Origin of the sequence: Streptomyces sp. NBC_01429, from assembly GCF_036231945.1 — a bacterium.
GTDB lineage: Bacteria > Actinomycetota > Actinomycetes > Streptomycetales > Streptomycetaceae > Streptomyces.
On record NZ_CP109599.1, the window covers coordinates 7,082,984 to 7,109,391 of the forward strand.

The following is a 26,408-nucleotide window of genomic DNA, read 5'->3' on the forward strand; positions in this document are numbered from 1 at the left end:
GAGGAGACGGGCCCCGGGCCGCGGGGGGTCGGTGTCGGCGCTCGTGGTGTCAGCGGTCGTGGGGATCCGGCGGGGACGCCGCGTTGATGGCCTCGGCCACCGGATCCACGTACGGCGGCCGGACGATGCCGTAGTGCGTGGTGTCCAGACGCCGCCACTCCACGAGCCCCGGCAGCCGCTCCCGCCACTGCCGCGCCTGCGCCTCCGGGGTGCCCGTCGCGGGGAGCCCGTCCACGGGTGTGCCCGCCAGCCACAGCCTGCTGGGCGTACGGGTGAGCCGGGGCGGCTCGTAGTGCGCCATGCCGGCCACATTGGCCCGGCAGCAGTGGGCCAGCCGCTCGGCGTACGCCCGCGCCCGCGCCCCCACCGGCTTCGCGCCGCTCTGGCTCAGCTCATGGGCGAAGACCGCGTCGAGCTGGGTCTCGTCGTACGCGCGGAAGAGCGGTCCCGCGTCCGGCGGCGGCGGGTCGAGCAGATACAGCTCGGCCACCGGCTCGCCCGCCGACTCGGCCTCGGCGGCCATCCCCAGCGCCACCCAGGCGCCGAACGACCAGCCCGCGAGCCGCCTGCGCCACGTTCCGGCCGGGAAACGGGCCTCCAGCGCGGCGTGGTAGAGCCGGGCACGCTCGGCCAGTGACCAGTCCGGCGGCTCGGGCAGCCGCAGCGCCGGATCGGCGATCAGGCAGACGGTGAGGCGCGGATCGAGCGCCGACACCAGCGCCCGGTACGCCTGGATGTCCCCGCCGACCGGATGGACCACACAGAGCACCTCGCGCCCACTGCCCTCCTGCCACACCTCCAGCGCCACCGGATCGCCCGCAGGGGGTTCGCCCGGCGCCTCCTCGTCCAGCCGCGCCAGTACGTCGGCGAGGCTGGCCCGGTGGTTGAGCTGGGACAGCTCCAGATCCACCTCGAACAGCCGCTTCACCTCGCCGATCAGATCGAGCAGGGTCAGCGAGTCGGCGCCCAGGTCGTAGAGCGAGGCGTCCGGGTCGAGATGGTCGAGCCCCAGCCAGTCCCGCAGCCAGTCGGTGAGCTGCTCGGTGGGGGAGGCCACGGTGTCGGCCGGGGGCCGCCCGACGGACTCGTACGACGCGACGGCCCCGGTCGCCACGCCCCCGGCGGAAGAGTTCCCCGCCCCGGCGCCGCCCGCGTCGAAGTTCCCCGCGTAGAAGTCACGGGACCGGTCGAGCGGAGTGGTGGAGACCAGCAGCTGCGGCAGCTGGAGCCGCAGCGCCCGCGCGAACAGCCGCTGCCCCTCCGCCACATCGAGACCGACCGCCAGATGCGCCTGGTGGCGCGCGTCCGCCCGCAGGACGTCGCGCGCCATGCCCACCTCGCGCCAGATGTCCCAGGCCACACCGATACGCAGGGTGGTCTCCGCGCCGGCGGACCGGTGGCGGGCGAAGCCGTCCAGCAGTCCGTTCGCGGCGGCGTAGTCCAGCTGCCCGACCCCGCCGAACTGCGCGGACATCGAGGAGCAGTAGACCGCGAAGGCCGGCCGGTAGCGCTCGACCACCCGCTCGGTCAGCAGGGCGCCGCGCACCTTGGCGGCCGTGGCCCGCCGCATCACGGTGGCGTCGCGGTGGGTGATCAGACCACCGGCCGCAGTGCCCGCCGCGTGGATCACACCGTCGATCCGCGAGGTGAATTCGTCGAGCCGGGCCAGGACCTCGCCCGGCGCGGCCTCGGCGAGATCCGCCACCACCACCTCGACGCGGTCGGCCCACCGTGACAGTACGGCGGGGAGCGTGGGCCGCCGCGCCAGCAGGATCACCCGGCCGTCCGTCCTCTCCAGCAGCCACGCGGCGATGCTCGCCCCGATACCGCCGGTGCCGCCCAGCACGAGATGGACGCCACCCTCCTCCGGAAGCACCGCATATGACGATGCGTCAGGTATTTCTGTCTCGGAACCGTCGACCGCGAGCAGCGCCTGCTGCCACCAGTAGCCCTGCCGGAGCGCCAGCCGCCGGGGCAGCTCCGGCGAAGCAGCGCCCTCGGCCGTGGCCGGGGCGGCCGCCTCCGCCAGCAGCGCGGGCAGTACCGAGACCCACCCCGCCGGGGCGCTGCCCGGCAGGTCGAGCCAGCGGCCGTCGACGGCCCGCTCCTGCGGCGCCACCTCGCACACGCCCGCCAGGAGGCCCAGCTCCGGCCGGTCCGTGCCGCCCTCGACCGGCTGCGCCCCGTACGAGAGCCACCAGGGCCGCAGCCGTCCGGCCAGCGGCGTGTCCGCAACGGCCGCCAGCAGCGCCGCCGGTGTGTCCACGCAGGCCCAGTGGGCCCGGGAAAGGGTGTCCTCGTCCGGCGTCCCGTCGACCGACAACGGCAGCGCGTGCAGCCAGTCGACACCGCCCTCGCCGCTGTCCGCCAGCGCGTCGACGAGGCTGCGCAGGGAGACCGGGTCGGCGGGATCGACCTCGTAGACGTCGTCCGCGACACGCGCGAAGGCATCGGCCGCGCCGACCCGTACCACGCGTGCGTAGGCGGCCTCGAAGGGGCGGACCTCCGCCGGATCCGGCACCGTCGCCGCCATGAGGACCAACAGGCCGCTGGTGCGCGGCCCGGAGCCGGTGACCGCGCGCGAGCGCCGTACCCAATGCGGCTGATGGAGCCACCCGGACTCGGGCAGCCGCGTGGATTCCGGCAGGCGCGCGGACTCGGGCAGCCGCGCCGGGTCCCCGGCGGCGGCGTGTCCCGTGGGCACGGTCACCGGAGCGGCGCGCTCGAAGTCGTAGTCGGCCAGGTCGAAGGCGGGCGGCGGGAAGTCCCACGGCGCCTGAGCGGGCCCGGCGGACCAGCGGACGCGCTCCCCGGCCAGCCACGCGTCGGCCAGTGCCCGGGCCGACCGGCCCGCGACCGGGCGTATCTCCTCGCCGGGCGTCACCTCGACCCCGGTCGCCGTACGCAGCCAGGCCACCGCCTCGGCCGCGTCGGCACACGCCGCGCCCATCCGCCAGCGGCCCGGCGGGCGCCCTGCCCGCAGATGCCGCAGCACCTGGCCGTACGCCTCGGGCCTCGCCGCCAGATAGCCGGCGACGCGGGCGGCATCGGCCCGCAGCCCCGCCTCGCTGTCACTGGAGATCAGCAGGCAGTCCGGCTCGGTCGCGGCCCGGACGGCGGCGGCCGGGGTGGCCGCCTCCAGGATCAGATGTGCGTTGGTTCCGCCGATGCCGAAGCTGCTCACCGCCGCCACCCGATCCCGCCCGGCGGGCCAGGGGCCCGACCGCGTCGGGATGTGGAAGGGCGCCGCGTCGGTGCCTATCTGCGGATTGAGCCGGTGGAAGCCGACGTTGGGCGGGATCACCGCGTGGTGGACCGCCAGCACGGCCCGTACCAGGCCCACCACTCCGGCGGCGGCGCCCAGATGGCCGATCTGACTCTTCACCGACGCCAGCGCGCAGCTGTGCCCGGCCCCCTCCTGTCCGGTCTCCTCCTGCCCGGTCTCCTCCAGCGCGGCTCCGTCCAGGCCGAACGCCTGCCGCAGCGCGCCGACTTCGACCGGGTCGCCCAGCGGGGTCCCGGTGCCGTGCGCCTCCACGTACCCCAGCTCCCCGGCGGCGCGGCCACTGCGGCGCAGCGCGGTGCGGATCACCTCGCGCTGTCCGGGCAGCGAGGGGGCGCTGTAACTGAGCTTGGCGGAACCGTCGTTGTTGAGGGCCGAGCCGGTGATCACCGCGTAGACGGTGTCGCCGTCGCGCCGCGCCGCCCGCAGTGGTTTGAGCACCACCACACCGACACCGCTGGCGCCGATCGTGCCGTCGGCGTCGTCGCTGAACGGGCGGCAGTGGCCGTCCTTGGAGAAGATGTGCTGCGGACGGTAGCGGTAGCCGTCGGTCAGCAGGGTGTCGACCAGCACACCGCCGGCCATCATGATGTCGGCGTCGCCCTGCCGCAGCATCCCGGCCGCGACATGGACCGCGACCAGCGAACTGGCGCACGCCGCCTGCACGGTGAAGGCGGGACCGGTCAGCCCGAGGTGGTACGCCGTCTTCGTGGCGAGGAAGTCCTTGTCGTGATGCAGGGCCAGCTGGAAGCCGTCCGGCAGCCGCGCGGGGTCGGCCTCGCGCAGCATGGACTGGAAGTAGGTGTTCTCGCCGCAGCCGGCGACCAGCCCGACCCGGGACGCGGCGCCCGCCCAGGCGCCATCCCCGCTCCCGGACCCGCGTTCCGCACCGCGCTCCGTACCGCTCGCCGTCCCCGCCGGGTCGGCTATTCCGGCGTGCGCCAGCGCCTCCACGCAGCTCATCATCAGATGGCGCTGCTGCGGATCCATCAGCCGGGCCTCCTGCGGGCTGATGCCGAAGCGGCGCGGGTCGAAGGCCAGCAGGCCCGCCATCTGGCTGCGGGCGCCCACCAGTCCCTCGGCGGCGTCGAAGTGCTCGACGCCCCGGACGCCTTCGGTCACCATCGCCCAGAAGCCCGCCAGGTCGGTGGCGCCGGGCAGCCGTACCGCCATACCGATGACGGCGACCGGTTCGTCGGCTGCGGTGACGTCGGCCCCGTCCCGTACGGCGGTGTCGTCCGCCGCCTGCTCCCGCCCGCCGTCCAGGAAGCGGGCCAGCCGGCCGATGGTGACATGCTCGAACAGGTCCGGGATGGTCAGCGACAGCCCCAGATCGGTGGTGCAGCGCAGATGAAACCGCATGAGATCCAGGCTGGAGGCGCCCGCGTCGAAGAAGCGCTGATCGCGCCCGACGGGCCGGCCGACCACTTCGGCGAACAGCTCGGCCAATCGCGCCTCGCGCGGTGACAGCAGTGGTGCGCCCGGTGCCCCCGACGCGCCCGGCACGCCGGCCGCCTGCGGACGCAGCTCCTCACCCGGCGCCGTCAGCGCGAGCCGCCGGTCCAGCTTGCCGCTGGGGGTACGGGGCAACGCCTCCATCAGCCGGAACCGGTCGATCCGTACATACGCGGGCAGCAAAGGCGACAGATGGTCCGTCAGCTCATCCGGCGTCGGCGTGGGGGACCCGGTGCGGCCCTGCACACACGCCGTCAGCCGATCGCCGTCGCGCACCACGACCGCGTTGACGATCAGGGGGTGGCTCAGCAGCGCGGCCTCGACCTGGCCCAGCTCCAGCCGGTGGCCGCTCAGCTTGATCTGCTGGTCGTCGCGGCCCAGATAGTGCAGCAGCCCCTCCCGGTCGAACCGCGCCCGGTCGCCGCTGCGGTAGAAGTGGCCCAGGCCCGGCAGTTCGACGAAGTGCCTCTCGTTGAGGGCCGGGTCGCCGAGATAGCAGGGCGAGGCCATCGGCCCGCCGATCAGCAGCCGTCCGGGACAGCCGGGCGGTACGGGCTGATCGGCCTCGTCGACCACCCGGAGCCAGGCGCCCGCCACCGGTCGCCCGATGGCGGGGCGTTCGGGCCACAGCGCCGGATCCCCTTCGAGGGTCAGGGCGCTGACCACATGGGTCTCGGTCGGCCCGTAGTGGTTGAACAGCCGGGCGCCGGGCAGCCCGCCGAACCAGCGGCGGATCGCGTCGGTGCACAGCAACTGCTCACCGGCGGTGACCACCTCACGCAGCCGCGAGGGATGGCGGCCCAGCCGGACGCCGTGCTCGGCCAGCAGTTGCAGCGCCACGTACGGCATGAAGACCCGCTCCACACCGCCCGCCTCCAGGTGCGCCAGCAGCGCCGGGGCGTCCTGCCGCAGGCCGGGCGGCGCCAGCCGCAGGGTGCCGCCGCCGCACAGGGTGGAGAAGATCTCCTGGAAGGACACGTCGAAGGAGAGCGCGGAGAACTGCGCGGTGACCGCGCCGCCCGCCAGTCCGCCTTCCGCGCTCTGCCAGCGCAGCAGGTCGCACAGGGTGGCGTCCGGTACCTGTACGCCCTTGGGGGTTCCGGTGGAGCCGGAGGTGAACAGGGTGTAGAGCGGCCGTCCGGCGTACGGCGGCAGCTCCTCCCGGGCGCCGGGCGGCGGCGCGGCCGGGGTCACCGGGAAGCGCGGCAGCCCGCCCGGGTCGACGGCGTCGAACGCCGAGGCGCCCTCCGGTGCCAACAGCACGCAGAGCGGCTCCACTTGTCCCAGGATCTGACGCAACAGCGCGGCCGGGTAGGCCGGATCGAGCGGCACGATCGTCAGATTGAGCCGGGCGAGTGCCAGCAGCGCCACCACATGGGCCACCGAGGGCTCGAAGTACAGCGCCACACAGCGCGGTCCGTCGTCCCGTGCGGGCAGAGGGTGGCGGGCCAGCAGCTCGGCGGCCAAACCCGCCGCGTACGCGTCGAGTTCCGCGTAGCTCACCTCCCCGTCGGCGGACACCAGGGCGGTGGCGCCGGGCGTCAGCCGGAGCTGTCGCGCGAAGCCCTCGGCGACGGTGGCGAAGCCGGGCGGCAGGGGGCGCGCGCGGCCGGGCTCGGCGAGGCCGCGCCGGTAGGGTCCCACCAGCTCGGCGAGGGTGACCTCGTCCGGACCGTCGGCCAGCCGGTCGACGGCCTGCCGGAACAGGTCGTCCATCGCCCGCACCTCGGCGGCGTCGAAGTGGTCGTCCGCGTACTCCCAGAGGCAGTCGAGGCCGTCCGCGCGCTCGACCACCGACAGGGTCAGCGGGCATTTCGCCTCCGCCGCCACCGGCCATCGGGGGAGGGAGTCGCAGCCCGGCAGCGACAACGCGCCGAAGTCGGTGTTCTCCAGCACGAAGAGGAAGTCGAACGGCGGTCCCTCGGAGGGGAATTCCCGGTCGGCAAGCACATCGGCCAGCGCCACGTCCTGCCGGTCCAGCACCGCCCGGACCTCGGCGCCCTGCCGCCGCAGCCGGGTCCGCAGATCGTCGAGCGGCGCCAGGTCCTGCGGCAGCAGAACGGTGTTGGCGAACATGCCGACACTCGCCGCGAAGTCCTCCACCGGCCGGTTGGCCACCGGCCCCGCGATACGGGGACGGGTGCGGCCGGTCACTCCGTACAGGCTCCAGCTGAACACACCGAGCAGCACCTGGAAGCGTGTGAGCCCCAGCTCGGCGCCCAGCCGGTCGAGGGCCGCGCGGCGGTCCCGGTCGAGTGTGGTGTGCAGCAGCCGGCCCTCGGCGCGGACGGGGGAGCGCCGTGCCGGTTCCAGCGGCTCCGCCGCCTCCTCCAGTCCCGCGTAGTGTGCGCGCAGCTCGGCGCGCTGGGTCAGATAGCCGGGACGGGTGAACCAATCGGCCTGCCAGCGGGCGTAGTCGAGCGGTGTCGGCGCCGGATCCGGCGCCGCGCCCCGCTCCCCGCCGTCCCCGTTCCCGTCCCCGTTCCCGTTCCCGTCCCCGTTCCTGTCGCCGCGCGACGCGGCCGCGTACTCGGCCGAGAGCGTCTGGAACAGCACATTGAGCGACCAGCCGTCCACCGCGATGTGATGGAGCCGCAGCAGCAGCTCGCCGCCGTCCTCCGTGGCCAGCCAGCACACCTCCAGCATCCGAGGCCGTGCCAGGTCGAACGGTTCGGCGAACAGGCGGGCGGCGAAGGCGCGCCGGCCCGCCTCGTCCCGTACCGCGTCCCGGTCCGGTTCCGTCCACGGATCGTACGGATCGGCCACCACCTGGCGCAGCCCCTCCGGCGCGGCCTCGAAGGAGGTGCGGAGCGCGGGATGGCGTGCCACCAGCCGCCGGGCCGCCGTACGCAGCGCCACGGTGTCGACCGTGCCGCGCAGTTGGAAGGCGAGCGGGACCAGATAGGCGGTGGAGCCGGGGTCCCGCTGCTGGAGGAGCCACAGCCGCTGCTGTTCGGAGGTGGCGGGCGCCGAACGCCCGGACGCGGGCGGGGGGAGCGCAGGGTAGGGGGAGTCGTCCGAGGCCCGGCCCGCCGCTGTCGCCGCCGCCAGCCCGGCGAGGTCCGCGCTCAGGACCAGCGCCTGGGACAGCTCGCGGCCCCAGCGACGCCTGACCTCGAAGCGCAGCCGCAGGGCCTTGAGCGAATCGCCGCCGTTGGTGGTCCAGCGGTCGCCGAGCCGTGGCTCCGCTACGCCCAGTACCTCGCCCGCCAGGTCGAGTATCTCGCGCTGCCACGGGGTCACCTCGACGGGGTCCGCCGGGTCGGCGCCGCGCCACAGCGGCAGATCCTGGTCCGTCAGCGCCGCCCGGTCCACCTTGCCGTTGGCGTTGAGCGGCAGCGCGGAGACCAGATGCACGCGGTGCGGTCGCATGTAAGCGGGCAGGCCCGCCGCGACATGGCGCTCGAACTCCTCGAACGGCAGCTCGGCACCGAGCACCAGATACGCCACCAGCTCGTTCACCCGGTCCGCCGCGTCGCGGCGTGTGCACACGTACGCCTGCCGCACCGCCGGATGGGCCACGACGCACCGCTCCAGCTCGCCCGGTTCGATCCGGAAGCCCCGTACCTTGACCTGCCGGTCGGCGCGTCCGACGTACTCGATGTGACCGTCGGCGTCGCGGCGCACCAGGTCGCCGGTGCGGTAGTGGCGGACCTGGCCGCCGTCGGGTCCGGGAAGCGTGACGAAGCTCCGCGCGGTCTCCTCCGGCAGATTGCGGTAGCCGACCGCCAGACCCGCGCCGGAGAGCAGCAGTTCGGCCACCTCCCCGGGCGCGGCGGGGCGCGCGTCGTCGGCCAGCAGCAGCGCCTCGGTCTCCGGCAGCGGGCCGCCGATCGGGACCACCTCGCCGGCGAAGTCGCGCGGTATGGGGTGGCAGAGGGCGAAGGTGGTGGCCTCGGTGGGTCCGTACACATTGTGGAGCAGGGTGGCACTCGCCGCGTTGTCGCGGTACCAGCGCCGGATCAGCCGGGCGTTGAGCTGCTCGCCGCCCACCAGTACCTGACCGACGCCCGAGAAGCAGTCCGGCACCCGGTCCACCACCGCGTTGAACAGCGCCACCGTGATGAACAGGATGTCGATGCTCTCGCGCCGCAGCGCGTGCGCCAGCCGGTCGGGATCCTGCGCCTCCTCGTCGGTGAGGATCACACAACTGCCGCCGGTGAGCAGCGGCACCCACACTTCGAAACTCAGCGCGTCGAAGGCCGGGTTGGCGAGGCAGGAGAAGCGGGAGCCCTCGGCCAGCCGGAGATAGCCCGGCCGCGCCAGCCGCAGGATGCCCGCGTCACGGACCTCGACGCCCTTGGGCCGTCCGGTGGTGCCCGAGGTGTAGAAGAGGAACGAGACCGGCGGGGCGGTGGTGGGCGACAGTGACCGCTCGCCGGTGGCCGGAGCCGTTTCGAGCAGTACGGTGACGGACAGCGGCTCCACACCGTCGGGCAGGCCGTCCGCCGTCCCGAGAGGCCCGGCCCCGTCGTGGATCAGCGCGACGGCGGCGGAGTCGGCCAGGATGTGGCGCCGCCGCTCGGGCGGGGACTGCGCGTCCAGCGGCACCACCACGGCGCCCAGCCGCAGTATGCCGAGCATGACGCAGACCAGCTCCCAGGAACGCGGCAGCAGGACCGCCACGGCCTGGCCCGCCCCTACTCCCCGGTCGCGCAGGCCACGGGCGACGGCGGCGCTCGCCGCGTCCAGTCCGGCATAGTCCAGGCTCCGGTCGCCGTCGACCACCGCCACGGCGTCCGGGTGGCGGCGGGCCCGCGCGAGCACGGCGTCGGCCAGCCCCCCGGCCGGGAAGTCGGCTGCCGAGCCGTCCGTGGAGCGGACCGCCGAGCCGTCCGCCGAGCCGTCCGCAGAGCCGTCCGTGGAGCGGACCGCAGCGCGCTCCGCAGAGCCGTCCGTGGCGTCCGCGTTGTCCGGTGTTCTCGGTCCGGATCTCATCATGCCTCCCGTACCAGTGCGAACGCGGATCGCCGTTCGTCCGGCGGAAGTTCACCAGTGGCGGGGAGACGGCTCAGCTCGGCGTCGAGCAGCGCGGCCACCCGGAGCACCTCGGCGGACTCCAGCATCTCCCAGTGGTCGCACTCCGCGCGCTCCACCAGGAAGCCGCCCTCGGCGCGGCCGCGCCAGAACGCCCTTACCTCGTCCGGGAGCGCGCCGTCCTGACCCTCCGCGACCGCCTGCACCAGGACCAGCCGGGCCGGCGACGACGGTACCGAGTACCCCCGCACGGTCATGCGGTTGTGGTTGTAGATGTGGAAGTACTGATCGACCTGCTGGTCCTCGATGCCGGGGTACATCCCGTTGAACTTGACCAGCTTGTCGCGGAATTCGGCCATCTCCACCGGCGCGGTCTGCGCGAGTGCGGCGGGGGCGCCGGTCGCCTGGGTGTCCAGCAGGACGACACTCACCTCGGTGTGTCCAGCGAGCGCCAGCCGACGGCCCATCTCGTGGGCGACCAGCCCGCCGTACGACAGACCGGTGATGACCAACGGCCCGTCGGACAACGGCTCGATGAGCCGCAGATACGACTCGGCCATCGCCTCGACCGTCGGCAGGAACGCCTCGCCGGGATTGACCCCGGGGGACTGGATGCCGTACACGCCGTAGTGCTCCGGGAGCGCCTTGGCCAGGGACAGATAGCAGAACGCGGTGCCGCCCGCCGGATGGACGCAGACCACCCGGCCGCGCCCGTCGCCCGCGCGGAACTCGATCAGATTGCTGGGCGGCCGGTCCGGGGCGCCCTCGCGCAGCCGGCCGCCGAGCGCCTCGATGGTGGGGTGCAGCATGAGTTCGCGTATCGAGAGGGTCTCGCCGAACGCCTCACGGATGGAGTGGGTCATCTTGATGGCGGAGATCGAGGTGCCGCCGATGTCGAAGAAGCTGTCGCGGATCCCGATATCGGCCTGCACCAGCAGCCGTTGCCATATTTGATAGAGCGTCAGTTCTATGTGATCGCGCGGACTGGCCTGGTTGACCTGGGCGGGCCCGCCGGTGCGCGCCCGCTCCAGCACCGCCGCCCGGTCGAGCTTCCCGTTGGGGGTCTGCGGGAGCCGGTCCAGCTCGACGAAGAGCGCCGGGATCATGTAGTCCGGCAGCCGCCGCGACAGCGCCGCGCGCCACTCGCCCGGCGGCCGCGGCTCCGCGCCGTCCCCGCCGACGGCCGCGATCAGCCGCGGCTCCCCGGCGGCGTCGTGATCGGCGAGCACCGCTGCCTCCCGTACCCGGGGCAGCGCCAGCAGCGCCGCCTCGACCTCACCGAACTCGATCCGGAATCCCCGGAGTTTGATCTGGTCGTCGCGGCGGCCGACGTACTCGGCCTGGCCGTCCGGCAGCCGCCGGGCCAGATCGCCGGTCCGGTACATGCGCGCGCCGGGCACGAACGGATCGGGCACGAACCGCTCCGCCGTCAGGTCCGGCCGGTTCAGATAGCCGCGCGCCACGCTCGCGCCCCCGATGTAGACCTCGCCCGCCACCCCGGCCGGCACCGGACTCAGCCGCTCGTCCAGCAGATAGAGACGGGTGTTGCCCAGCGGCCTGCCGATGGGGCACTGCCGCTCCACGGGACCTGGATCTGTGTAGGCGGTGCTGTACAGCGTGGTCTCGGTCGGCCCGTAGCCGTAGCAGATGCGCAGCTCGGGCAGGACCTGGCGCATCCGGTGCAGCGCCTTCTCGGGCAGCGACTCGACGCCGGTGAGCAGTTGGCGCAGCGCCAGCCCCTTCAGCCGGATCTCGGGCGCCTCGTCGACCCACTTCACATAGGAGGGCGGCAGGAACGCCTGGACGACGCGGTGCTCGCGCAGCCACTCCATCAGCGCCCCGGGGTCGCCGCGCAGCTCGTCGGGGACCGGATGCAGTACGGCGCCGGTGGTGAGGGGCAGCAGGATCTCGTGCACCGAGGCGTCGAAGCCGATGCTCGACCAGGCCGATGTCGCCTCGCCGGGCGTGGCGCCGAACCGGGCCAGCCAGGTGTCGAACAGGTTGAGGACATTGCCGTGGGTCACCGCCACGCCCTTGGGGCGGCCGGTGGAGCCCGAGGTGTAGATGACGTAGGCCGGATGCGAGGTGTGTACGGCGACGCCGGGCGCGTCGTCGCGTGTGCCCTCGGCCTCGACGGCCGACAGGGAGAGCCAGTCGCCGGGCGGGACGCCGATCGCGACATCGGATTCGGTGTCGGTGTCCGCGTCGGCATGAGGCTGGGCGTGAGCATGGGGCTGGGCCTGGGCCTGGTCCTGGGCGGACGCGTCGCTCAGGACCAGCGCCGGCGCCGCGTCCTCGACCATGCCCGCCAACCGCGCGGCGGGCTGGGCCGGATCGAGCGGCAGATACGCGCCGCCCGCCTTGAGGATGCCGAGGACGCCCACCACCAGCTCCGCCGTCCGGCCCGTGTGCAGGCCGACCACCGACTCAGGGCCGACCCCCCGGGCGATCAGGGCGTGCGCCAGCCGGTTGGCCCGCCGCTCCAGCGTCGCGTAGTCCAGCCGCTGTCCCGCGCAGACCAGAGCGGCTCCCTCGGGCCGGGCCCGTACCCGCGCCTCGAAGCGCTCGACCAGCCCACCGGCCCCGGACGGCGCGAGCGCCCCCGCTCCCTCGGTGGCGTCCCAGTCCGCGAGCAGCTCCGCGCGCTCCCGCGCGTCCATCAGCGCGAGGTCCGCGATCTCCCGGTCCGGCCGTTCCGCGATCTGGGCCAGTACGTGGCGCAGACAGCGGGCGTACCGCTCGGCCGTCTCCCGGTCGAACAGGGCGGTGGCGTAGTCCAGATGGCCGACCACGCGGCCGTCCTCCTCCGCCATCGACAGCGCCAGATCGAACCTGGCCGGCGCGAACGGGATGTCCAGCGGCTCCGCCTCGATCCCCGGCAGGTCCAGCATCCCCTTGCGCGAGGGGACCCAGGCCAGCATCGTCTGGAACAGCGGGGTGTGGGCGACGCTGCGCGCCGGATTGACCAGCTCCACCACCCGCTCGAACGGCAGGTCCTGGTGGTCCAGGGCGCCGCGCACCACACCGCGCACCCGCTTCAGCAGCTCCGATCCCGTCGGGGATCCCGACAGATCGGTGCGCAGCGCGAGCGAGTTGACGAAGAAACCGATGAGTCCGGAGAGATCGCCGCCCCGGCGGTTCGCGGTGGGCGTGCCGACCACGACGTCCTGCCGGCCCGTGAGCCGGGACAGCACGACGGACCAGCCTGTCAGCACGGCGACGAACAGTGTGCCGCCGTGCCGCCGCGCCAGGGCCCGCAGCGCGGCGGTGAGTTCCTCGTCCAGGCTGATCCGCACCCGGCCGCCGCTGTAGTCCTGTTCGGGCGGGCGCGGCCGGTCGGTCGGCAGCTCCAGCAGGGGCGGCACGCCGGCCAGCCGCTCCTGCCAGTACGCGCTCTGCGCGGCGTGCTCCTCGCCGTGGGCCCAACCTTCCTGCCGCCGGGCGTAGTCCGCGTACTGGAGCGGCAGCGGCGGCAACGGGTCGTCCTCGCCGCGCAGCAGGGCGGCGTAGAACACGCCCAGTTCACCCATCATCACGTTCATGGACCAGCCGTCGAAGACCGTGTGATGCAGCGTCAGCAGCAGTACGTGATGATCCGCGCCCAGCACGATCAGCCGGCCGCGGCCCAGCGGCCCCCGGCTCAGGTCGAACGGCGCGGCGGCCTCCTCGCGCCGCAGGGCGGCGAGCCGGGCCTCGGTGTCCGGACAGCCGGTGAGGTCGTCCACGACCAGGGCGTAGCCGGTGTCCGGCGGATCGATCCGCTGGTGCACGGCTCCGCCTTCCGGCACCAGCCGGGTGCGCAGCACCTCGTGCCGGGAGACCAGCGCGTCGAGCGCGCGGGCCAGCACGGCGCGGTCCAGGGGACCGCGCAGGCGGTAGGCGACCACCTCGTTGTACGCCTCGTTCGCGCCGCGCATCTGCGCGAGGAACCACAACCGCTGTTGGGCGGAGGAGAGCGCGGGCGGCTGCTCGGACGTCGAATGACGGACGGACTGATTCGCGGGCAAAGCGGGCCTTTCCCCTCTGTGAGAGTCTTATTCACAGGGGTGACTGAGGATTTTTCAGCCCAAGCGGCCGAGCGTGAATGAACGCGAAACCCGATCCGGGCCGCCGCGCTGTCATCTGGTCTGCACCGCGATGATCGATCAGAGCCTCAAGGCATGTCAATGGTCATCGGTTCTAGCTCTGCCCAAGACTTCGCAGGTGTGCGGGACATCGCCTACCTGTATGTTCCGCTACGTTCCGCACGTAGCCGTTCAAGTGAATCCGATTCCGACATTTCCGTTGCAGTGTGGTGCCGAGCGGAAACCCGGACCGAAAGGACGGCGGAACAGCAAGGAATGCGAAGGGAGAGGGAGCATGCCCTTGCGAATCCCGGTCAACGCGGGCAAATAGCGGCCGGGGGTTTGCCGTTCGGGTTTCGGGGCACCCTTGATCGCGCTCTTTGAGCTATATACATTCGGACGGTCCCGGACGTGGTCCGCGAGTGGCCCGGGAAGCGGAGACCCGAAGGTGGCTCAGTGCTCGGACATGGCGTCGGCGAGGCTTTTGGGCCGCATGTCCGTCCAGTGCGCGGTGATGTGGTCGAGGCACTCCTGGCGGCTCGCTGCCGGGAGCGCGACGGTCCAGCCCGCGGGCACCTCGGCGAAGGCAGGCCAGAGGGAGTACTGCGCCTCGTCGTTGACGACGACGAGGTAGCGCGCGTCGGGGTCGTCGAAGGGATTGCTCATCGCTCAGCTCCGTGGTGAGAAGGAGTTACGAGGTCATGTGGCGACCGGGTCCCGCCGCTGCCGCCCGGTCATGATACGTCCGGGCCCCGGGCCGTCGGCTGCCCCCGGCCCGTCGGCCGCCCCGGGCGGTGCCACGCGCACCGGAGCCCCGACACCGGGGGCGCCGGTGACAGTTGACCGGTGGACCGCGACCATGGGCGCGGCGGAGATCGACCTTGACGGACCGCCGTCCGGAACCGGGCGGCGAGCAGCGACAGGAGGGGACGGGACATGCGCGAGAGCATCGTCGTCGTGGGCGGTGGGGCGGCGGGGGCCGGAGCGGCGGAGTCCCTGCGGCGCGAGGGATTCACCGGGCGGCTGACCCTGGTGGGCGAGGAGCCGGGCCTGCCGTACGACCGGCCCCCGTTGTCGAAGCAGGTGCTCTCCGGCGCCTGGCCGCCGGACAGGACCGTACTGCGCGACCGGGACCACTACGACGGCCTCGGCGTCACCCTGCGCCCGGCGCGCGCCACCGGCCTCGATGCCGCCGGCCACCGGCTGCGCCTCGAAGACGGTACGGCACTGGAATACGACGGCCTGGTGATCGCCACCGGCGTCACCCCGCGCCGGCTGCCCTTCGGGCACGACCTGGCGGGCGTCCATGTGCTGCGCACCGTCGACGACGCCACCGCGCTCGGCGGCGCCCTGACGGACGCCCGCCGGCTGGTGGTGATCGGAGCGGGGTTCCTCGGCACCGAAGTCGCGGCGGTCGCCGCGCAGCTCGGCCTGGCCGTGACCGTCGTCGATCCGCTGCCCGTGCCGATGGCCCGTCAGCTCGGTGTGCGCGTCGCCGAGCGGCTCTGCGCCCTGCACCGGGAACGGGGCGTCACTCTGCTCACCGAGACCTCTGTCGGCGGCTTCACGGAGTCCGACGGCCGGGTCGACGGGGTACGGCTCGCGGACGGCACACTGCTGGAGACCGATCTCGTCCTCGTCGCCATCGGCTCCACGCCCGCCGTCGACTGGCTGCGCGACTCCGGCCTCGCGCTGGACAACGGGGTGAGCTGCGACGCCTACTGCCGCGCCGCGCCGGACGTCTACGCCGCCGGGGACGTCGCGAGCTGGCCGAACGCCCGCTACGGCAGGCGGATGCGGCTGGAACACCGGACGAACGCGGGCGAACAGAGCGCGGCGGCGGCCCGGAACCTGCTGCACGGCGACGTCGAACCGTTCACCCCGCTGCCCTACTTCTGGTCCGACCAGTTCGATGTGAAGATCCAGGCCCACGGGCTGCTGTCCGAGGACGCCGACGTGGAGATCGTCGAGGGCGACAAGGGGCCGGGCTTCGTGGCGCTCTACCGGACCGGCGGCCGGACCGTGGGCGCGCTCGCCTGGAACGCCTTCCGGCAACTGCGTCCCTACCGGAAGGAGTTGGCGGATCAGCCGTTCCCGGTGGACGGCCCCGCCCCGGCCGAAGAAGGCCCCGCCCCGGCCGCCGACCCGGCGCCCGCCGTCTGAGCACCCGGCCGGGCCGGCGCCGGAGCCACCGGCGCCGCCCGGCCCACCGACTCGACCAGCGGCAGCAACCGGTGCGCCACGCGCTCGCGCAGCGCCATCTCCGTACGCGTACGGACGACGCCGGGCAGCCGGATCAGCCGCTGGACCACATCCTCAAGATGTCCGTTGTCGCGTGCCACGACCCGGGTGAGCAGATCCCCGGCGCCGGTGATCGAGAAGGCTTCGATGATCTCGGGGACCTCGGCGAGCGCGTCCCCCACCTCGTCCAGATGCCCCTGCGTGACCTCGATGTGGACGAAGGCGAGCACCGGGTGCCCGAGCGCGGCGGGGGAGAGGTACGGCCCGGTGCCGGTGATCACACCCGTACGCTCCAGCCGGTCGAGCCGGGCCTGAAGCGTGCCCCTGGCGATCCCGAGAAGGCGCGCGTACTCCCGCACCGAGGTGCGCGGTCGCTCGATGAGGAGCCGCAGGATACGGGTGTCGAGCGCGTCCACTGCCATGGGTCTGCCGGGGCCTTCCGCCGTCCGTCCGTACGCGCCCTCCACTGTACCGATGGCCTCTACCGATGGCCTGTACCGATGGCCCTGACCAGGCCCCTTCGACCGGGCCACCCTCCGCCGGGCCACCGCCTCGGCGGGGACGGTGGCGCTACCCTGGCGCCCGTGACCGATGCCGATGATGTCCGCCGTATCGCGCTCTCCCTCCCGGAGACCCTGGAGAAGGAGGCGTGGAGCATGCCCACGTTCCGCGTCGCGGGGAAGATGTTCGTGACGGTCCCCGACGACCGGACGTCGTTCGCCGTGCGCTGTCCCAGGTACGAGCGGACCGAGCTGATCGCGGCCGAGCCGGAGAAGTTCTGGGTGCCGCCGCACGAGGCGAGTTCCGCGTGGGTACGGGTGCGGCTCGGCGCTCTGGAGGATCTGGACGAACTGCGCGACATCATCGTGGACTCCTGGAAGCAGGCCGCGCCGGAGCGCCTCGTGGACGCGTACACGAAGCCGGCGGACCGGAGTGAGCGCGACTGAGGCGAGCCGACGGGGGTGTGAGCGCGACCGAGGCGAGCGCGACCGAGGTGACAGGCCGGCAGGTCAGGCGCCCCGCCCTGCCGCGCCGAGGAGGATCCGGGCCAACTCGCGCGGCTGGGAGAACATCGGCCAGTGGCCGGTGTCCAGCCGCGCCGGCCGCCAGTGCTCGCCGCTCAGCAGCTCGGCCACGTCGTCGCTCGGCCGCTCCCCGTCCAGCAGGCATGGCGGCAACGTAGCCGAGAGGTCTGACAATCCCCGCTCGCGCCGCTGTGGCGCCGTGCCGCCTTCGGCGGGGCTCCGGGCCCGCCGAAGGCGGCACGACCACAATCGGCCCCCGCACGGCTGGACTTCACCGCAACCATCCGGCGCCGCGGCGATCAGCAGGCTCCCCGCCGCCGGGACCGCCTTGCCGCGACGGACCGGAACGGGCCCCTGTCCAGCGCGTTTTTCAAGACCTTCACAACTAGTCCAGGTAAGGCCACATGGCCGCCCGTCCCCGCGACCCCGCGCCGCATCGCCATTCACACGTCTCTGACCTGCGTCGATCGCGCGGCCGGGCGCTGACTTCCGCAGAGGGTGAGCGGAGCGGGGGAAGGGTGAGCGGGCAGGCGCGAGCGGGAGCGCCGGGACCGGGGGGAGTGTGGCGGCGGTCGGCGGGATCCGGCATAGCCGGTGATGTCGGTACGGCCCGCGTTACGCGTGACACACCCTCATGCGGAGGATTTGTCCGGCCCGGCGGAACGTCATATTCCGGCCGCCGCGGCCAGTTGACACGGAGATGGTGCCCCCAGCAGCATGCGTGATGCCACCGAGGGCCCCACTGCCCGGTGTGCGACCAAACCACTTCAGCCCGGCCCTGCTCCGGCCTGCCCCGCTCCAGCGTGCGGCGGGCGGCGTCGCGTGGTGCGAATCGCGCGAAACCACGATGTCCTGGGCCGGGTCACGCGCAGCACAAGATGGGATACACATGGCCATATCGAGACGTGTCACGGCGTTGCGCCTGCTCGGGATCGGCGCCGCCGCCCTGGCCTTCACCACCGCGGCGGCGGGCTCCGCGTGGGCCACCGACTGCCCCGGCGGCAAGGGCTGGGACAAGGGGAACCACGGAGGCTACAAGCCCGGCAAGGGCGCCGGCACTCCGGTCACACCGGTCACCACGACCGACAAGTGCGAGTTCTCCCTGGACGGCCGTGACTGGTACTCCCAGATCAAGGTCGACGACATCAACCTCAAGGCCGCCGACGACGGCAAGGTCCACGTCAAGGTCCGCACCGCGTCCGACGCCGCGAAGTGCACGGTGTCGCTGGCCTCGTACCGTACCCACGGCCCCACCTGGAACACCTCCGGCGAGCAGGTCTTCCACGACTTCGACAGTGTCGAGATCAAGCACGGCGGTCAGGACACGCTCGACGTGGCCTTCCCCGACGTCACCTGCTTCGCGCAGGTCGACCTCTACCGGGGCAAGGTCAAGTACGACGGCCTCAAGGACGCGAACGACGGCTTCGAACACGGGGACCTGCCGGTCGGGCCCAGCCGCCCGGTCATCAAGGACAAGCTGATCGCGGCCTGGAACGGCGGCACGAAGGACTGCACCGCGCAGGAGATCCCCCCGGTCGAGCCCGAGCCGTCCGCGAGCGAGTCCACGCCCGAGGAGCCGCCGGCCGAGTCGACGCCTCCCACCGGCACGCCGTCCGAGCCCGCCACGTCGGACACGCCGGCCCCGTCCGCCTCGGAGACCGGCGAGACTCCCTCCACGGGCTCGCCCACCCCGAGCGCCTCCGAGCCGACCTCGGCGGCCTCCACCCCCGCCAACGAGCCGAGCCAGGCGTCCACCGGCGGTAACGGTGGCGCCGAGGGCGACCTGGCGGAGACCGGTGGCGGCAACGTCGTCCCGATCGCCGCAGGCGCTGCCGCCCTGCTGGCCGCTGGTGGCGCGGTCGTGATCATGACCCGTCGTCGTAAGGCCGCCACGGGCAGCTGATCCAGCGGCCCCGCCGGTTTCCCATCGGCCAGATCGGCCCCGTCGGCCCCGGGTGTCCGGTGCGTCTCACTCCGAGCGCACCGGACACCCGGGGCCGCGGCTGTTTCCGCCTCCGCCTCCCTCCGGCTTCCCCGCTGGTCCATTGGTGCCTTCGTGGCCGAGCCATCCCACCGAATGTTGTGCCAATGGTCCAGTAGATCGGGCATCACTTGAGCCATAGATCATGAAGATGCTCTGATGTCGGTATCGATGGCGCTGCGGAGTCCCGCGGCGCCTTCTGCGTGTCCTGGCGCCCCGCCGCGTACGAGTACGGCGGCGCCCCACCGAGCGACAGGGGAGAAAGCGGTGTTGAAGACGGCGTTCGTGGCTCCGGACCCGGGGCGGCTGCGGCTGCGCGCCTCGGCCCGTGCCGTGCTGGGCATCGGCGCGGCCGTGGCGGTCTCCGGCGCGGCCGGGTACTCGCTCACGGCGGTCATCGCCTGCGGCCTCGCCGCGCTGCTCGCGCTCTTCACCGTCACGGACCCCACCGTGCGGGGCCAGGCCCTCACCACCGCGCTGCTGCCCGTCGCCGGCTTTCCCGTACTGGCGCTGGCGGCCACCCTCCACGATCACCCGCGGCTCCGGGACGCGGCCTTCCTCGCCGTCGTGTGCGCCGGGGTGTACGCCCGTCGCTGGGGGCCGCGCGGTCACGCCCTGGGGATCTTCGCGTTCATGGCGTTCTTCATGACGCAGTTCCTGCACACCCGCCCGGACCGGCTCCCCGAGCTGTTCGGCGCCATGACGCTCTCCCTGATCGTCTCCTCGGCCGTCCGGTTCGGCCTCTGGTGCTACGAGCGCCGGCTGCCGCCGCCCGTCGTGCCCGCGCCACCGGACCCGGGCCGGGGGCTGGCACGTACCACCACCCGCCAGGCGCTCCAGGCGACCGCCGCCTGCGCCGTCGCGCTCGCGATCGGACAGGCACTCTCCGAGGACCGCTGGTACTGGGCGGTCGGCACCGCCTGGTGGATCTTCGTCAACACCGCCTCGCGCGGCGAGACGCTGGTGCGCGGCTTCCGCCGGGTCGTCGGTACGGTCGTCGGCATCGCGGCCGGACTGCTCGTCGCGGTACCGGTGGACGGCGCGCTCGCGCCCACCGCCGCGCTGGTCGCCGCTTGCGTCTTCGGGATCTTCTACACCGCCGCCGTCTCCTACTCCTGGATGATGTTCTTCGTGACGGTCATGGCGGGCCTGCTCTACGGCCTGCTGGGCGTGCTGCACCCGGGACTCCTCCTGCTGCGGTTCGAGGAGACCGCGGCGGGCGCCCTCGGCGTCGCCCTCGCCGTCACCCTGGTCCTGCCGGTCACCACCCACGCGGCGACCAACGCGTGGATCGGCCGCGCGCTGACCTGCGTCCACACCTGCACCACCACGGCCGCCCGCCGGCTCGCCGGGGACGAAGGGGCCGACCCGAGCCCGCCGGCGGCGGAGCTGGAGGCGCTGCTCGGGAAGGTACGGATGTCGCTCGCCCCGCTGGTCCACCCGCTCAGCCCGCTGCGCGCCCGCAAGGCCCGCGCCCGGCGTGTCCTCGCCCTGCTCGACGACTGCGCCCGCGAGGCACACGGATTCGCCGCCCTGGCCGCCGGAGCCGCCCGAGCCGCCGGGACCGCCGGTCCCGACGCCGTGCTCGACGCGGAACTGACCGCCGCCTGCCGCCGGGTCGAGGACGCTGTGGAGCACGCCGTACACGCCCTGGCGCCCCTCGGAGCCGAGCCCTCGGGCCGGACCGCCGAGGCGCCTGCCGCGCCGTCCCGCCACCCCGGCGCCGAGGGCGCGCTCGCCCATCTGCACGGCCTCGAACGGGCGTTGGCCGAACTCTCCGCGCCGCTGCGCACCGCGCCGCGCGCTCCCCTCGCGCCCGTCTGACCCCCGGGACCCACCTGCTAACGTCGCCGGGCGGACAGGACGTCGAGGTCGGACGGTCGAGGTCGGACGGAAGGGGACACAGGGTGATCGGCGGGAACGGCGGGCGTGCCTTCATCGGGTCGTTCACATCGGCGGGAGGGCGCGGCGTCATCGCCGCCGACGTGGATCCGGGGACCGGCGCGCTGACCGAGCGCGCGGCCACCGACGCCGTCGCCGACCCCTCGTATCTCGCGCTGTCCCCGGACGGGTCCGTGCTGTACGCGGTCTCCGAGCGCGAGGACGGCGCGGCGGCGGCTCTGGACGTACGGCCTCAAGGCCCTGCGGCGCCCCGGCTGATGGGCGCGCCCGTGCCGGTAAGCGGCGCCGGTCCCACACACCTCGCGCTCGTCGGCGGCCGGCTGCTGACCGCCAACTACGGTTCGGGCAGCGTCTCGGTCCTGCCGGTCGCCGCCGATGGCGCTCTGCGCGAACCCGTCGCCGTGTTCCGGCACGAGGGCGGCGGCCCGCCCGGCGACCGCCCGCTCACGCCCCGCGCGCACCAGGTCGTGGCCGCTCCCGGCGGACGCTGGGCCCTGTGCACCGACCTCGGCACCGACTCCGTACGGATCCTCGCCCTCTCCGCCGACGGGGAGCCGACACCGCACGGGGAGACCTCGCTGCGCCCCGGCACCGGGCCGCGCCACCTCGCCTTCCACCCCGGCGGCGGACACGTCTACGTGCTGGGCGAGCTGGAACCGATCCTCACCGTCTGCCGCTGGGACGCCACGACGGGAGTGCTCGAACCGGTCGGTGAGACGCCCGTCCTGCCCGACGGGGTCACGGGGGAGAGCTTCCCCTCGGCGGTGGTCGTGTCACGGGACGGCCGGTTCGTCTGGGCGGCTGTCCGGGGCCACGACAGCATCGCCGTCATCGCGCTGGACGCGACGTACGAGAAGCCGGAGCCGGTCACCGCGGTGGACTGCGGCGGCCGCTGGCCGCGCGACCTGGCGCTGGACCCGACGGGCCGCCGCCTCTACGCGGCGAACGAGCGGTCCGGCGACGTGACCTGGTTCGACGTCGACCGGGAGACGGGCGTCCCGGCCCGTGCGGGCTCCCTGGAGGCCCCGGCCGTCTCCTGTGTGATCTTCGACTGACCGGGCCTGCTCCGGGCCCTGTACGGGCCTGGTACGGGCGCACGGGCGGCGACACGCGCCGACCCGGGCAACCGGAAGGGCCCGCTCCGGAGTGCTTCCGGTGCGGGCCCTTTCCCACTGGTCGCCGCCTGTCCCGGCGGCCGTTCAGTGCGCCGGAGCCCCCTGCGGCTGTGTGCTGATGCCCAGCGCCGACGCGTACTTCGACAGCACCAGCTTGCCGATCGCCGGGTAGGCGCCCAGCGGCTCGGCGGCGGCGCAGTCCGCCTCCTTGAGCGCGGCGTCGAGCAGGCCCTCGGGCAGCTCAGGGCCGACCAGATACGGGGCGAGCGCGAGCTGTGTCGAACCGGCCTCGCGCAGCTGCTCGGCGATGGCGGCGACCGAGCCGTCCTCGTCGAGCGCGGCCGCCATCACCGGCACGGCCAGCCGCGCGGCCAGCAGCATCCCGGTGATCCCGGCGGTCTGCACGGACTCCGTGCCGCCCACCGTGGCCAGGATGATCCCGTCGGCCGCCGTGGCGACCGTGAACAGCCTGGCGCGGTCGGCGCGGGCGAGACCGGCCTCCGACAGGCGTACGTGCAGTCCTTCGGCCAGCAGCGGGTGCGGACCGAGGACATCGGTCAGTTCAACCGTCGCGCCGCTCTCCGCGACGGCCTCGCCTATCCGCGTGATCAGTGTGCTGTCGGGCCCCGCCAGCAGCGGTACGACGACGGCGGCCGGGCCCTCGGGCTCGGCGACCTCGCGACCGGCGGCCCGCGCCAGCTCGTAACGCTCGGTGCGCAGCGCGACGGTCCCGGTCAGGACCGACAGCAGCGTCGGGTACTCCTCGTCGTCGCCCTCCAGGAAACCGATGGCGGCGTCGAGCCCCGGCAGCTCGGAGCGGGCGATGCTGACGACCTCTTCGGCCAGCCCGCGCACGGCGGCCGAAGGGGTGCCGGGGACGGCGAGAACCAGCGCGGGCGCCCCTTCGGGGGCCGCCACCGGTTCGGGACGGCGGTGGCGCCCCGACTGGCGGGGGCGCGGCATTCGTACAGGCAGGCCGGATGCGGGCCCAGTGGGGGTGCTCATGGCGTCGAATGCTACTGGTTTTGTGGGTGTGGCTGTTCGGGGAGGGGCCGGTCGCGAACCATCTGTCCTTATTTATCCGTTAGGTAATTTTCCCCTCATCTGTCCTGTTCTGCCGGTACGTTGAGCAGTCCGGGATCGCGTGGCAGCACCAGCGAGTCCGTCGCCAGCGCCGCCGCGACGAGAAGCGCCCCGCCCAGCGGACCGGTCGTGGCGGGTACCGTCGTGGCGTGCGGCAGCCGGTCGGCCAGCTCCGCCCGCAGGGGGCCGAGGAGTGGTTCGCCGAGTTTGAACAGACCACCGGTGAGGGCGACTTCACACGGACCCGACGGCGGGCAGGCCGCGGCCGCCGACTCCGCGATCCGGCCCGCGGCCGACGCGAGGATCTCCGCCGACACCGGGTCGTCCGCCGCGACGGCGGCCACCTCCGGCGCGAACGAGGCGAGCACGGCGGGCCGGTCGGTACGCGGATACAGCAGCCCCGGCAGCGCGGGCGCGGGCCCGAAAACCGCTTCCATCCTGGACAGCAGTGCGGGTGAGCCACCCGCCCGCCCGTCGTACGCGCGCATCGCCGCTTCGAGTCCGGCCCGGCCGATCCAGGCGCCGCCCCCGCAGTCGCCGAGCAGATGGCCCCAGCCGTCGGCGCGACGCCAGCCGGTCAGGTCCGTACCGAGGGCGATCATTCCCGTACCGGCCGCGACCACAACTCCCGGGCGCTGCCCGATCGCTCCCGCGTACGCGGTGACGGCATCGGCGGCGAGCGCGAGACGGCGCACACCGAGGGCGCGCTCCAGCGCCCCGGGCAGCTCGGCCCGCAGTCCGTCACCGAGCGTCGCCATCCCGGCCGCGCCGATCGCGACCGCGTCGAGTGCGACCGGCCCGTCCGCGCCCCGCGCGCCGTCCGCGCCGGCCCGCGCCAGCAGGGTGTCCACGGCGGGCAGCAGCCGCGCCAGCAACTGCGCGGGGTCGAGGCCGGAGGGGCCGGTGCGCACCGGCTCCGCCGAGGTGGTGGTGGCGACGGTGGTGACACCGCCGGGGCCGGGTGCGTCCCCCGTACGGCCCGCGGCGCCGGAAGCGGTCGAGCCGAGGGCGAACCGCACCCCGGAGCCGCCCGAGTCCACGCCCAGCACCCAGCTCATGCCGGGGATCCGCTCACGGCAGCCGCCAGTCGACCGGCTGGGCTCCCTGGCCGATCAGCAGGTCGTTGGCCCGGCTGAAGGGGCGTGAGCCGAAGAAGCCGCGGTCGGCGGACATGGGGGAGGGGTGCGCGGACTCGATCGCGGGGTGGTCGCCGAGCAGCGGACGGGCGTTGCGGGCGTCGCGCCCCCACAGGATCGAGACCAGCGGCTTGCCCCGGCCGGCCAGGGCCCGGATGGCCTGCTCGGTCACTTCCTCCCAGCCCTTGCCCCGGTGCGCGGCGGGCTTGCGGGGGGCCGTCGTCAGGGCCCTGTTCAACAGCAGCACGCCCTGCCGCGTCCACGGCGTCAGGTCGCCGTTCGAGGGGCGCGGCAGTCCCAGGTCCGAGTTCAGCTCCCGGAAGATGTTCTCCAGGCTGCCCGGCAGCGGTCGCACCTCCGGCGCCACCGAGAAACTCAGCCCCACCGCGTGCCCGGGGGTCGGGTAGGGATCCTGACCCACGATCAAGACCCTTACCTCGTCGAAGGGTTGCTGGAAAGCGCGTAGAACGTTCGCTCCGGCGGGCAGATAGGTGCGGCCCGCCGCGACCTCCGCACGCAGGAAGTCCCCCATCTCGGCGATGCGTCCGGCGACAGGACCCAACGCCTGCGCCCAGCCGGGCTCAACAACTTCACTCAACGGTCTCGCTGTCACGGGACATCACTCTACTGACCTACGGACCGCACACCCCGCGAAGGTCCCGGAGTGCGGTGCCCGGCGCCGGAGAGGGTGCCGTCCTTGACGGGGCTCTTTATTTGACAGGCTTCGTAGTACGGAATATATCGTACTAGCCGAGTCATTAGCAGGAGTGTCCCTTCGCAGCACAGGAAACGGAGCACCCGTGAGCGCCCTGTTCGAGCCGTACACACTGAGGTCGCTGACCATCCCGAACCGTCTCTGGATGGCGCCGATGTGTCAGTACACGGCCGCCCCGGAAGGCGTCGAGGAGGGCGTGCCCAACGACTGGCACTTCCAGCACCTGGCCGCCCGCGCCGCCGGTGGGGCGGGGCTGATCCTCGCCGAGGCCACCGCGGTGAGCCCCGAGGGGCGGATCAGCCCGTGGGACCTGGGGCTCTGGAACGACCGGCAGACCGAGGGGTTCCGGCGCATCACCGCCTTCCTCAAGAGCCAGGGCACCGTGCCCGGCATCCAGATCGCCCACGCGGGCCGAAAGGCGTCCACCGAGCGGACCTGGGTGGACCGCGGTGCGGCGATCCCGCCCGGCGAGCAGTACGGCTGGACGCCCGTGGCGCCCAGCGCGATCCCCTTCGGGCCCGCCTCGACCGTGCCGGAGGAGCTGTCGGTGGCACGGATCGACGAGATCGTCGAGCAGTTCGCCGCCACCGCCCGCCGGGCGCTGGAGGCCGGGTTCGAGGTGGTCGAGGTCCACGGCGCCCACGGCTATCTGATCAACCAGTTCCTCTCGCCCCACAGCAACCGGCGCACCGACGAGTACGGCGGCTCCTACGAGAACCGCACCCGGTTCGCGCTGCGCGTCGTGGACGCCGTACGCGAGGTGTGGCCGCGGGAGCTGCCGGTCTTCTTCCGCATCTCCGCCACCGACTGGCTCTCGGAGAACGAGGACGACGAGCGCGAGGGCTGGACGGCCGAGGACACCGTCCGGTTCGCGGCGGACCTGACCGCGCACGGGGTGGACCTGCTGGACACCTCCACCGGCGGCAGCGCCCCGGACGCCAGGATCGTGCCGTCCCCCGGCTTCCAGGTGGGCTTCGCCGAGCGGGTCAAGAAGGAGACCGGCATGCCCGTCGGCGCGGTCGGCCTGATCACCGAGCCCCGGCAGGCGGAGGAGATCGTCGCGGGCGGCCGGGCGGACGCCGTGCTGATCGGGCGCGAGCTGCTGCGCGACCCGTACTTCGCCCGGCGCGCGGCGCGCGAGCTGTCCGCCGACGTGGCGGGCCCGCTCCAGTACCACCGGGCGGTCTGAACCGCCCGCTTCCGCGACCCGGTGGCCCCGGCGAGGTGAACACCTCGCCGGGGCCACCGGTGTGTCCGGGGTGTGTGTCCGGTGTGTTTCCGGCCGGGCCGGATTCCGGCCGAACCGGGAACTCCGGTTTAACAGAGCAGCAACTGCGCGGACATTCCTCCCGGACACAGTGACTGGCAACTGTTTACAGAACCTCCTGAACAGGGAGAACGCCAGTAGGGAGCAGTCCGGTGAGAGCAACA

At 73.5% G+C, this 26,408-nt stretch carries 14 protein-coding genes; 6 read left to right on the forward strand and 8 right to left on the reverse strand.

Features of this window, described 5'->3' with window-relative positions:
• Positions 1 to 49 precede the first annotated feature (49 nt).
• From OG627_RS31220 to OG627_RS31230, 3 genes are all read right to left on the reverse strand, one after another.
• On the reverse strand, positions 50 to 9,679 hold the full coding sequence (locus OG627_RS31220) for a non-ribosomal peptide synthetase (protein WP_329070840.1): 9,630 nt from the start codon (positions 9,677 to 9,679) through the stop codon (positions 50 to 52).
• Entirely contained in the window at positions 9,676 to 13,722 is a 4,047-nt protein-coding gene (locus OG627_RS31225) for a non-ribosomal peptide synthetase (protein WP_329070842.1), read from the reverse strand. The genes OG627_RS31220 and OG627_RS31225 overlap by 4 nt, the downstream gene beginning before the upstream one ends.
• A 510-nt stretch (positions 13,723 to 14,232) precedes the next feature.
• Positions 14,233 to 14,445 (reverse strand): MbtH family protein, encoded by a 213-nt coding sequence (locus OG627_RS31230; protein ID WP_329070844.1) that lies wholly within the window; start codon positions 14,443 to 14,445, stop codon positions 14,233 to 14,235.
• A gap of 270 nt (positions 14,446 to 14,715) precedes the next feature.
• Between OG627_RS31230 and OG627_RS31235 the strand changes: the two genes are divergently transcribed.
• The gene (locus OG627_RS31235) at positions 14,716 to 15,942 is read left to right on the forward strand and encodes an NAD(P)/FAD-dependent oxidoreductase (RefSeq protein WP_329070846.1); all 1,227 of its coding nucleotides are present in this window, start codon (positions 14,716 to 14,718) and stop codon (positions 15,940 to 15,942) included.
• Here the strand turns inward: OG627_RS31235 and OG627_RS31240 are convergent.
• Entirely contained in the window at positions 15,864 to 16,442 is a 579-nt protein-coding gene (locus OG627_RS31240) for an Lrp/AsnC family transcriptional regulator (protein ID WP_329070848.1), read from the reverse strand. The genes OG627_RS31235 and OG627_RS31240 overlap by 79 nt on opposite strands.
• Positions 16,443 to 16,604: 162 nt before the next feature.
• On the opposite strand from OG627_RS31240, the gene OG627_RS31245 reads away from it, so the two are divergent.
• Positions 16,605 to 16,967, forward strand: coding sequence for an MmcQ/YjbR family DNA-binding protein (locus OG627_RS31245; RefSeq protein ID WP_329070850.1), 363 nt, complete (start codon positions 16,605 to 16,607; stop codon positions 16,965 to 16,967).
• Positions 16,968 to 17,030: 63 nt separating this feature from the next.
• Here the strand turns inward: OG627_RS31245 and OG627_RS31250 are convergent, their stop codons facing one another.
• Positions 17,031 to 17,198, reverse strand: a complete 168-nt coding sequence (locus OG627_RS31250; RefSeq protein ID WP_443073571.1) for a hypothetical protein — start codon at positions 17,196 to 17,198, stop codon at positions 17,031 to 17,033.
• A 736-nt stretch (positions 17,199 to 17,934) separates the two neighbouring features.
• On the opposite strand from OG627_RS31250, the gene OG627_RS31255 reads away from it, so the two are divergent.
• The 3 genes from OG627_RS31255 to OG627_RS31265 all read left to right on the forward strand — a co-directional run bounded on the left by OG627_RS31255 (position 17,935) and on the right by OG627_RS31265 (position 21,983).
• The gene (locus OG627_RS31255) at positions 17,935 to 18,948 is read left to right on the forward strand and encodes an LAETG motif-containing sortase-dependent surface protein (protein ID WP_329070852.1); all 1,014 of its coding nucleotides are present in this window, start codon (positions 17,935 to 17,937) and stop codon (positions 18,946 to 18,948) included.
• 345 nt (positions 18,949 to 19,293) lie between these two features.
• On the forward strand, positions 19,294 to 20,850 hold the full coding sequence (locus tag OG627_RS31260; protein WP_329070854.1) for an FUSC family protein: 1,557 nt from the start codon (positions 19,294 to 19,296) through the stop codon (positions 20,848 to 20,850).
• An 83-nt stretch (positions 20,851 to 20,933) separates the two neighbouring features.
• Positions 20,934 to 21,983 (forward strand): lactonase family protein, encoded by a 1,050-nt coding sequence (locus OG627_RS31265; RefSeq protein WP_329070855.1) that lies wholly within the window; start codon positions 20,934 to 20,936, stop codon positions 21,981 to 21,983.
• A 144-nt stretch (positions 21,984 to 22,127) separates the two neighbouring features.
• On the opposite strand, the gene OG627_RS31270 is transcribed toward OG627_RS31265, so the two are convergent.
• From OG627_RS31270 to OG627_RS31280, 3 genes are all read right to left on the reverse strand, one after another.
• Entirely contained in the window at positions 22,128 to 23,048 is a 921-nt protein-coding gene (locus tag OG627_RS31270; RefSeq protein WP_329070857.1) for a sirohydrochlorin chelatase, read from the reverse strand.
• Positions 23,049 to 23,143: 95 nt separating this feature from the next.
• Positions 23,144 to 24,184: an N-acetylglucosamine kinase gene (locus OG627_RS31275; protein ID WP_329070860.1), complete on the reverse strand. Its 1,041-nt coding sequence runs from the start codon at positions 24,182 to 24,184 to the stop codon at positions 23,144 to 23,146.
• 13 nt (positions 24,185 to 24,197) lie between these two features.
• The gene (locus OG627_RS31280; RefSeq protein ID WP_329070862.1) at positions 24,198 to 24,875 is read right to left on the reverse strand and encodes a uracil-DNA glycosylase; all 678 of its coding nucleotides are present in this window, start codon (positions 24,873 to 24,875) and stop codon (positions 24,198 to 24,200) included.
• A 187-nt stretch (positions 24,876 to 25,062) separates the two neighbouring features.
• On the opposite strand from OG627_RS31280, the gene OG627_RS31285 reads away from it, so the two are divergent.
• The gene (locus OG627_RS31285) at positions 25,063 to 26,166 is read left to right on the forward strand and encodes an NADH:flavin oxidoreductase/NADH oxidase (protein ID WP_329070864.1); all 1,104 of its coding nucleotides are present in this window, start codon (positions 25,063 to 25,065) and stop codon (positions 26,164 to 26,166) included.
• Positions 26,167 to 26,408: the final 242 nt, after the last annotated feature.

Coding starts and splice junctions, on each gene's coding strand:
- OG627_RS31270 (WP_329070857.1), bottom strand. CDS start 23,048: ATGAGCACCCCCACTGGGCCCGCATCCGGCCTGCCTGTACGAATGCCG.
- OG627_RS31230 (WP_329070844.1), bottom strand. CDS start 14,445: ATGAGCAATCCCTTCGACGACCCCGACGCGCGCTACCTCGTCGTCGTC.
- OG627_RS31235 (WP_329070846.1), top strand. CDS start 14,716: ATGCGCGAGAGCATCGTCGTCGTGGGCGGTGGGGCGGCGGGGGCCGGA.
- OG627_RS31220 (WP_329070840.1), bottom strand. CDS start 9,679: ATGATGAGATCCGGACCGAGAACACCGGACAACGCGGACGCCACGGAC.
- OG627_RS31275 (WP_329070860.1), bottom strand. CDS start 24,184: ATGAGCTGGGTGCTGGGCGTGGACTCGGGCGGCTCCGGGGTGCGGTTC.
- OG627_RS31255 (WP_329070852.1), top strand. CDS start 17,935: ATGGCCATATCGAGACGTGTCACGGCGTTGCGCCTGCTCGGGATCGGC.
- OG627_RS31240 (WP_329070848.1), bottom strand. CDS start 16,442: ATGGCAGTGGACGCGCTCGACACCCGTATCCTGCGGCTCCTCATCGAG.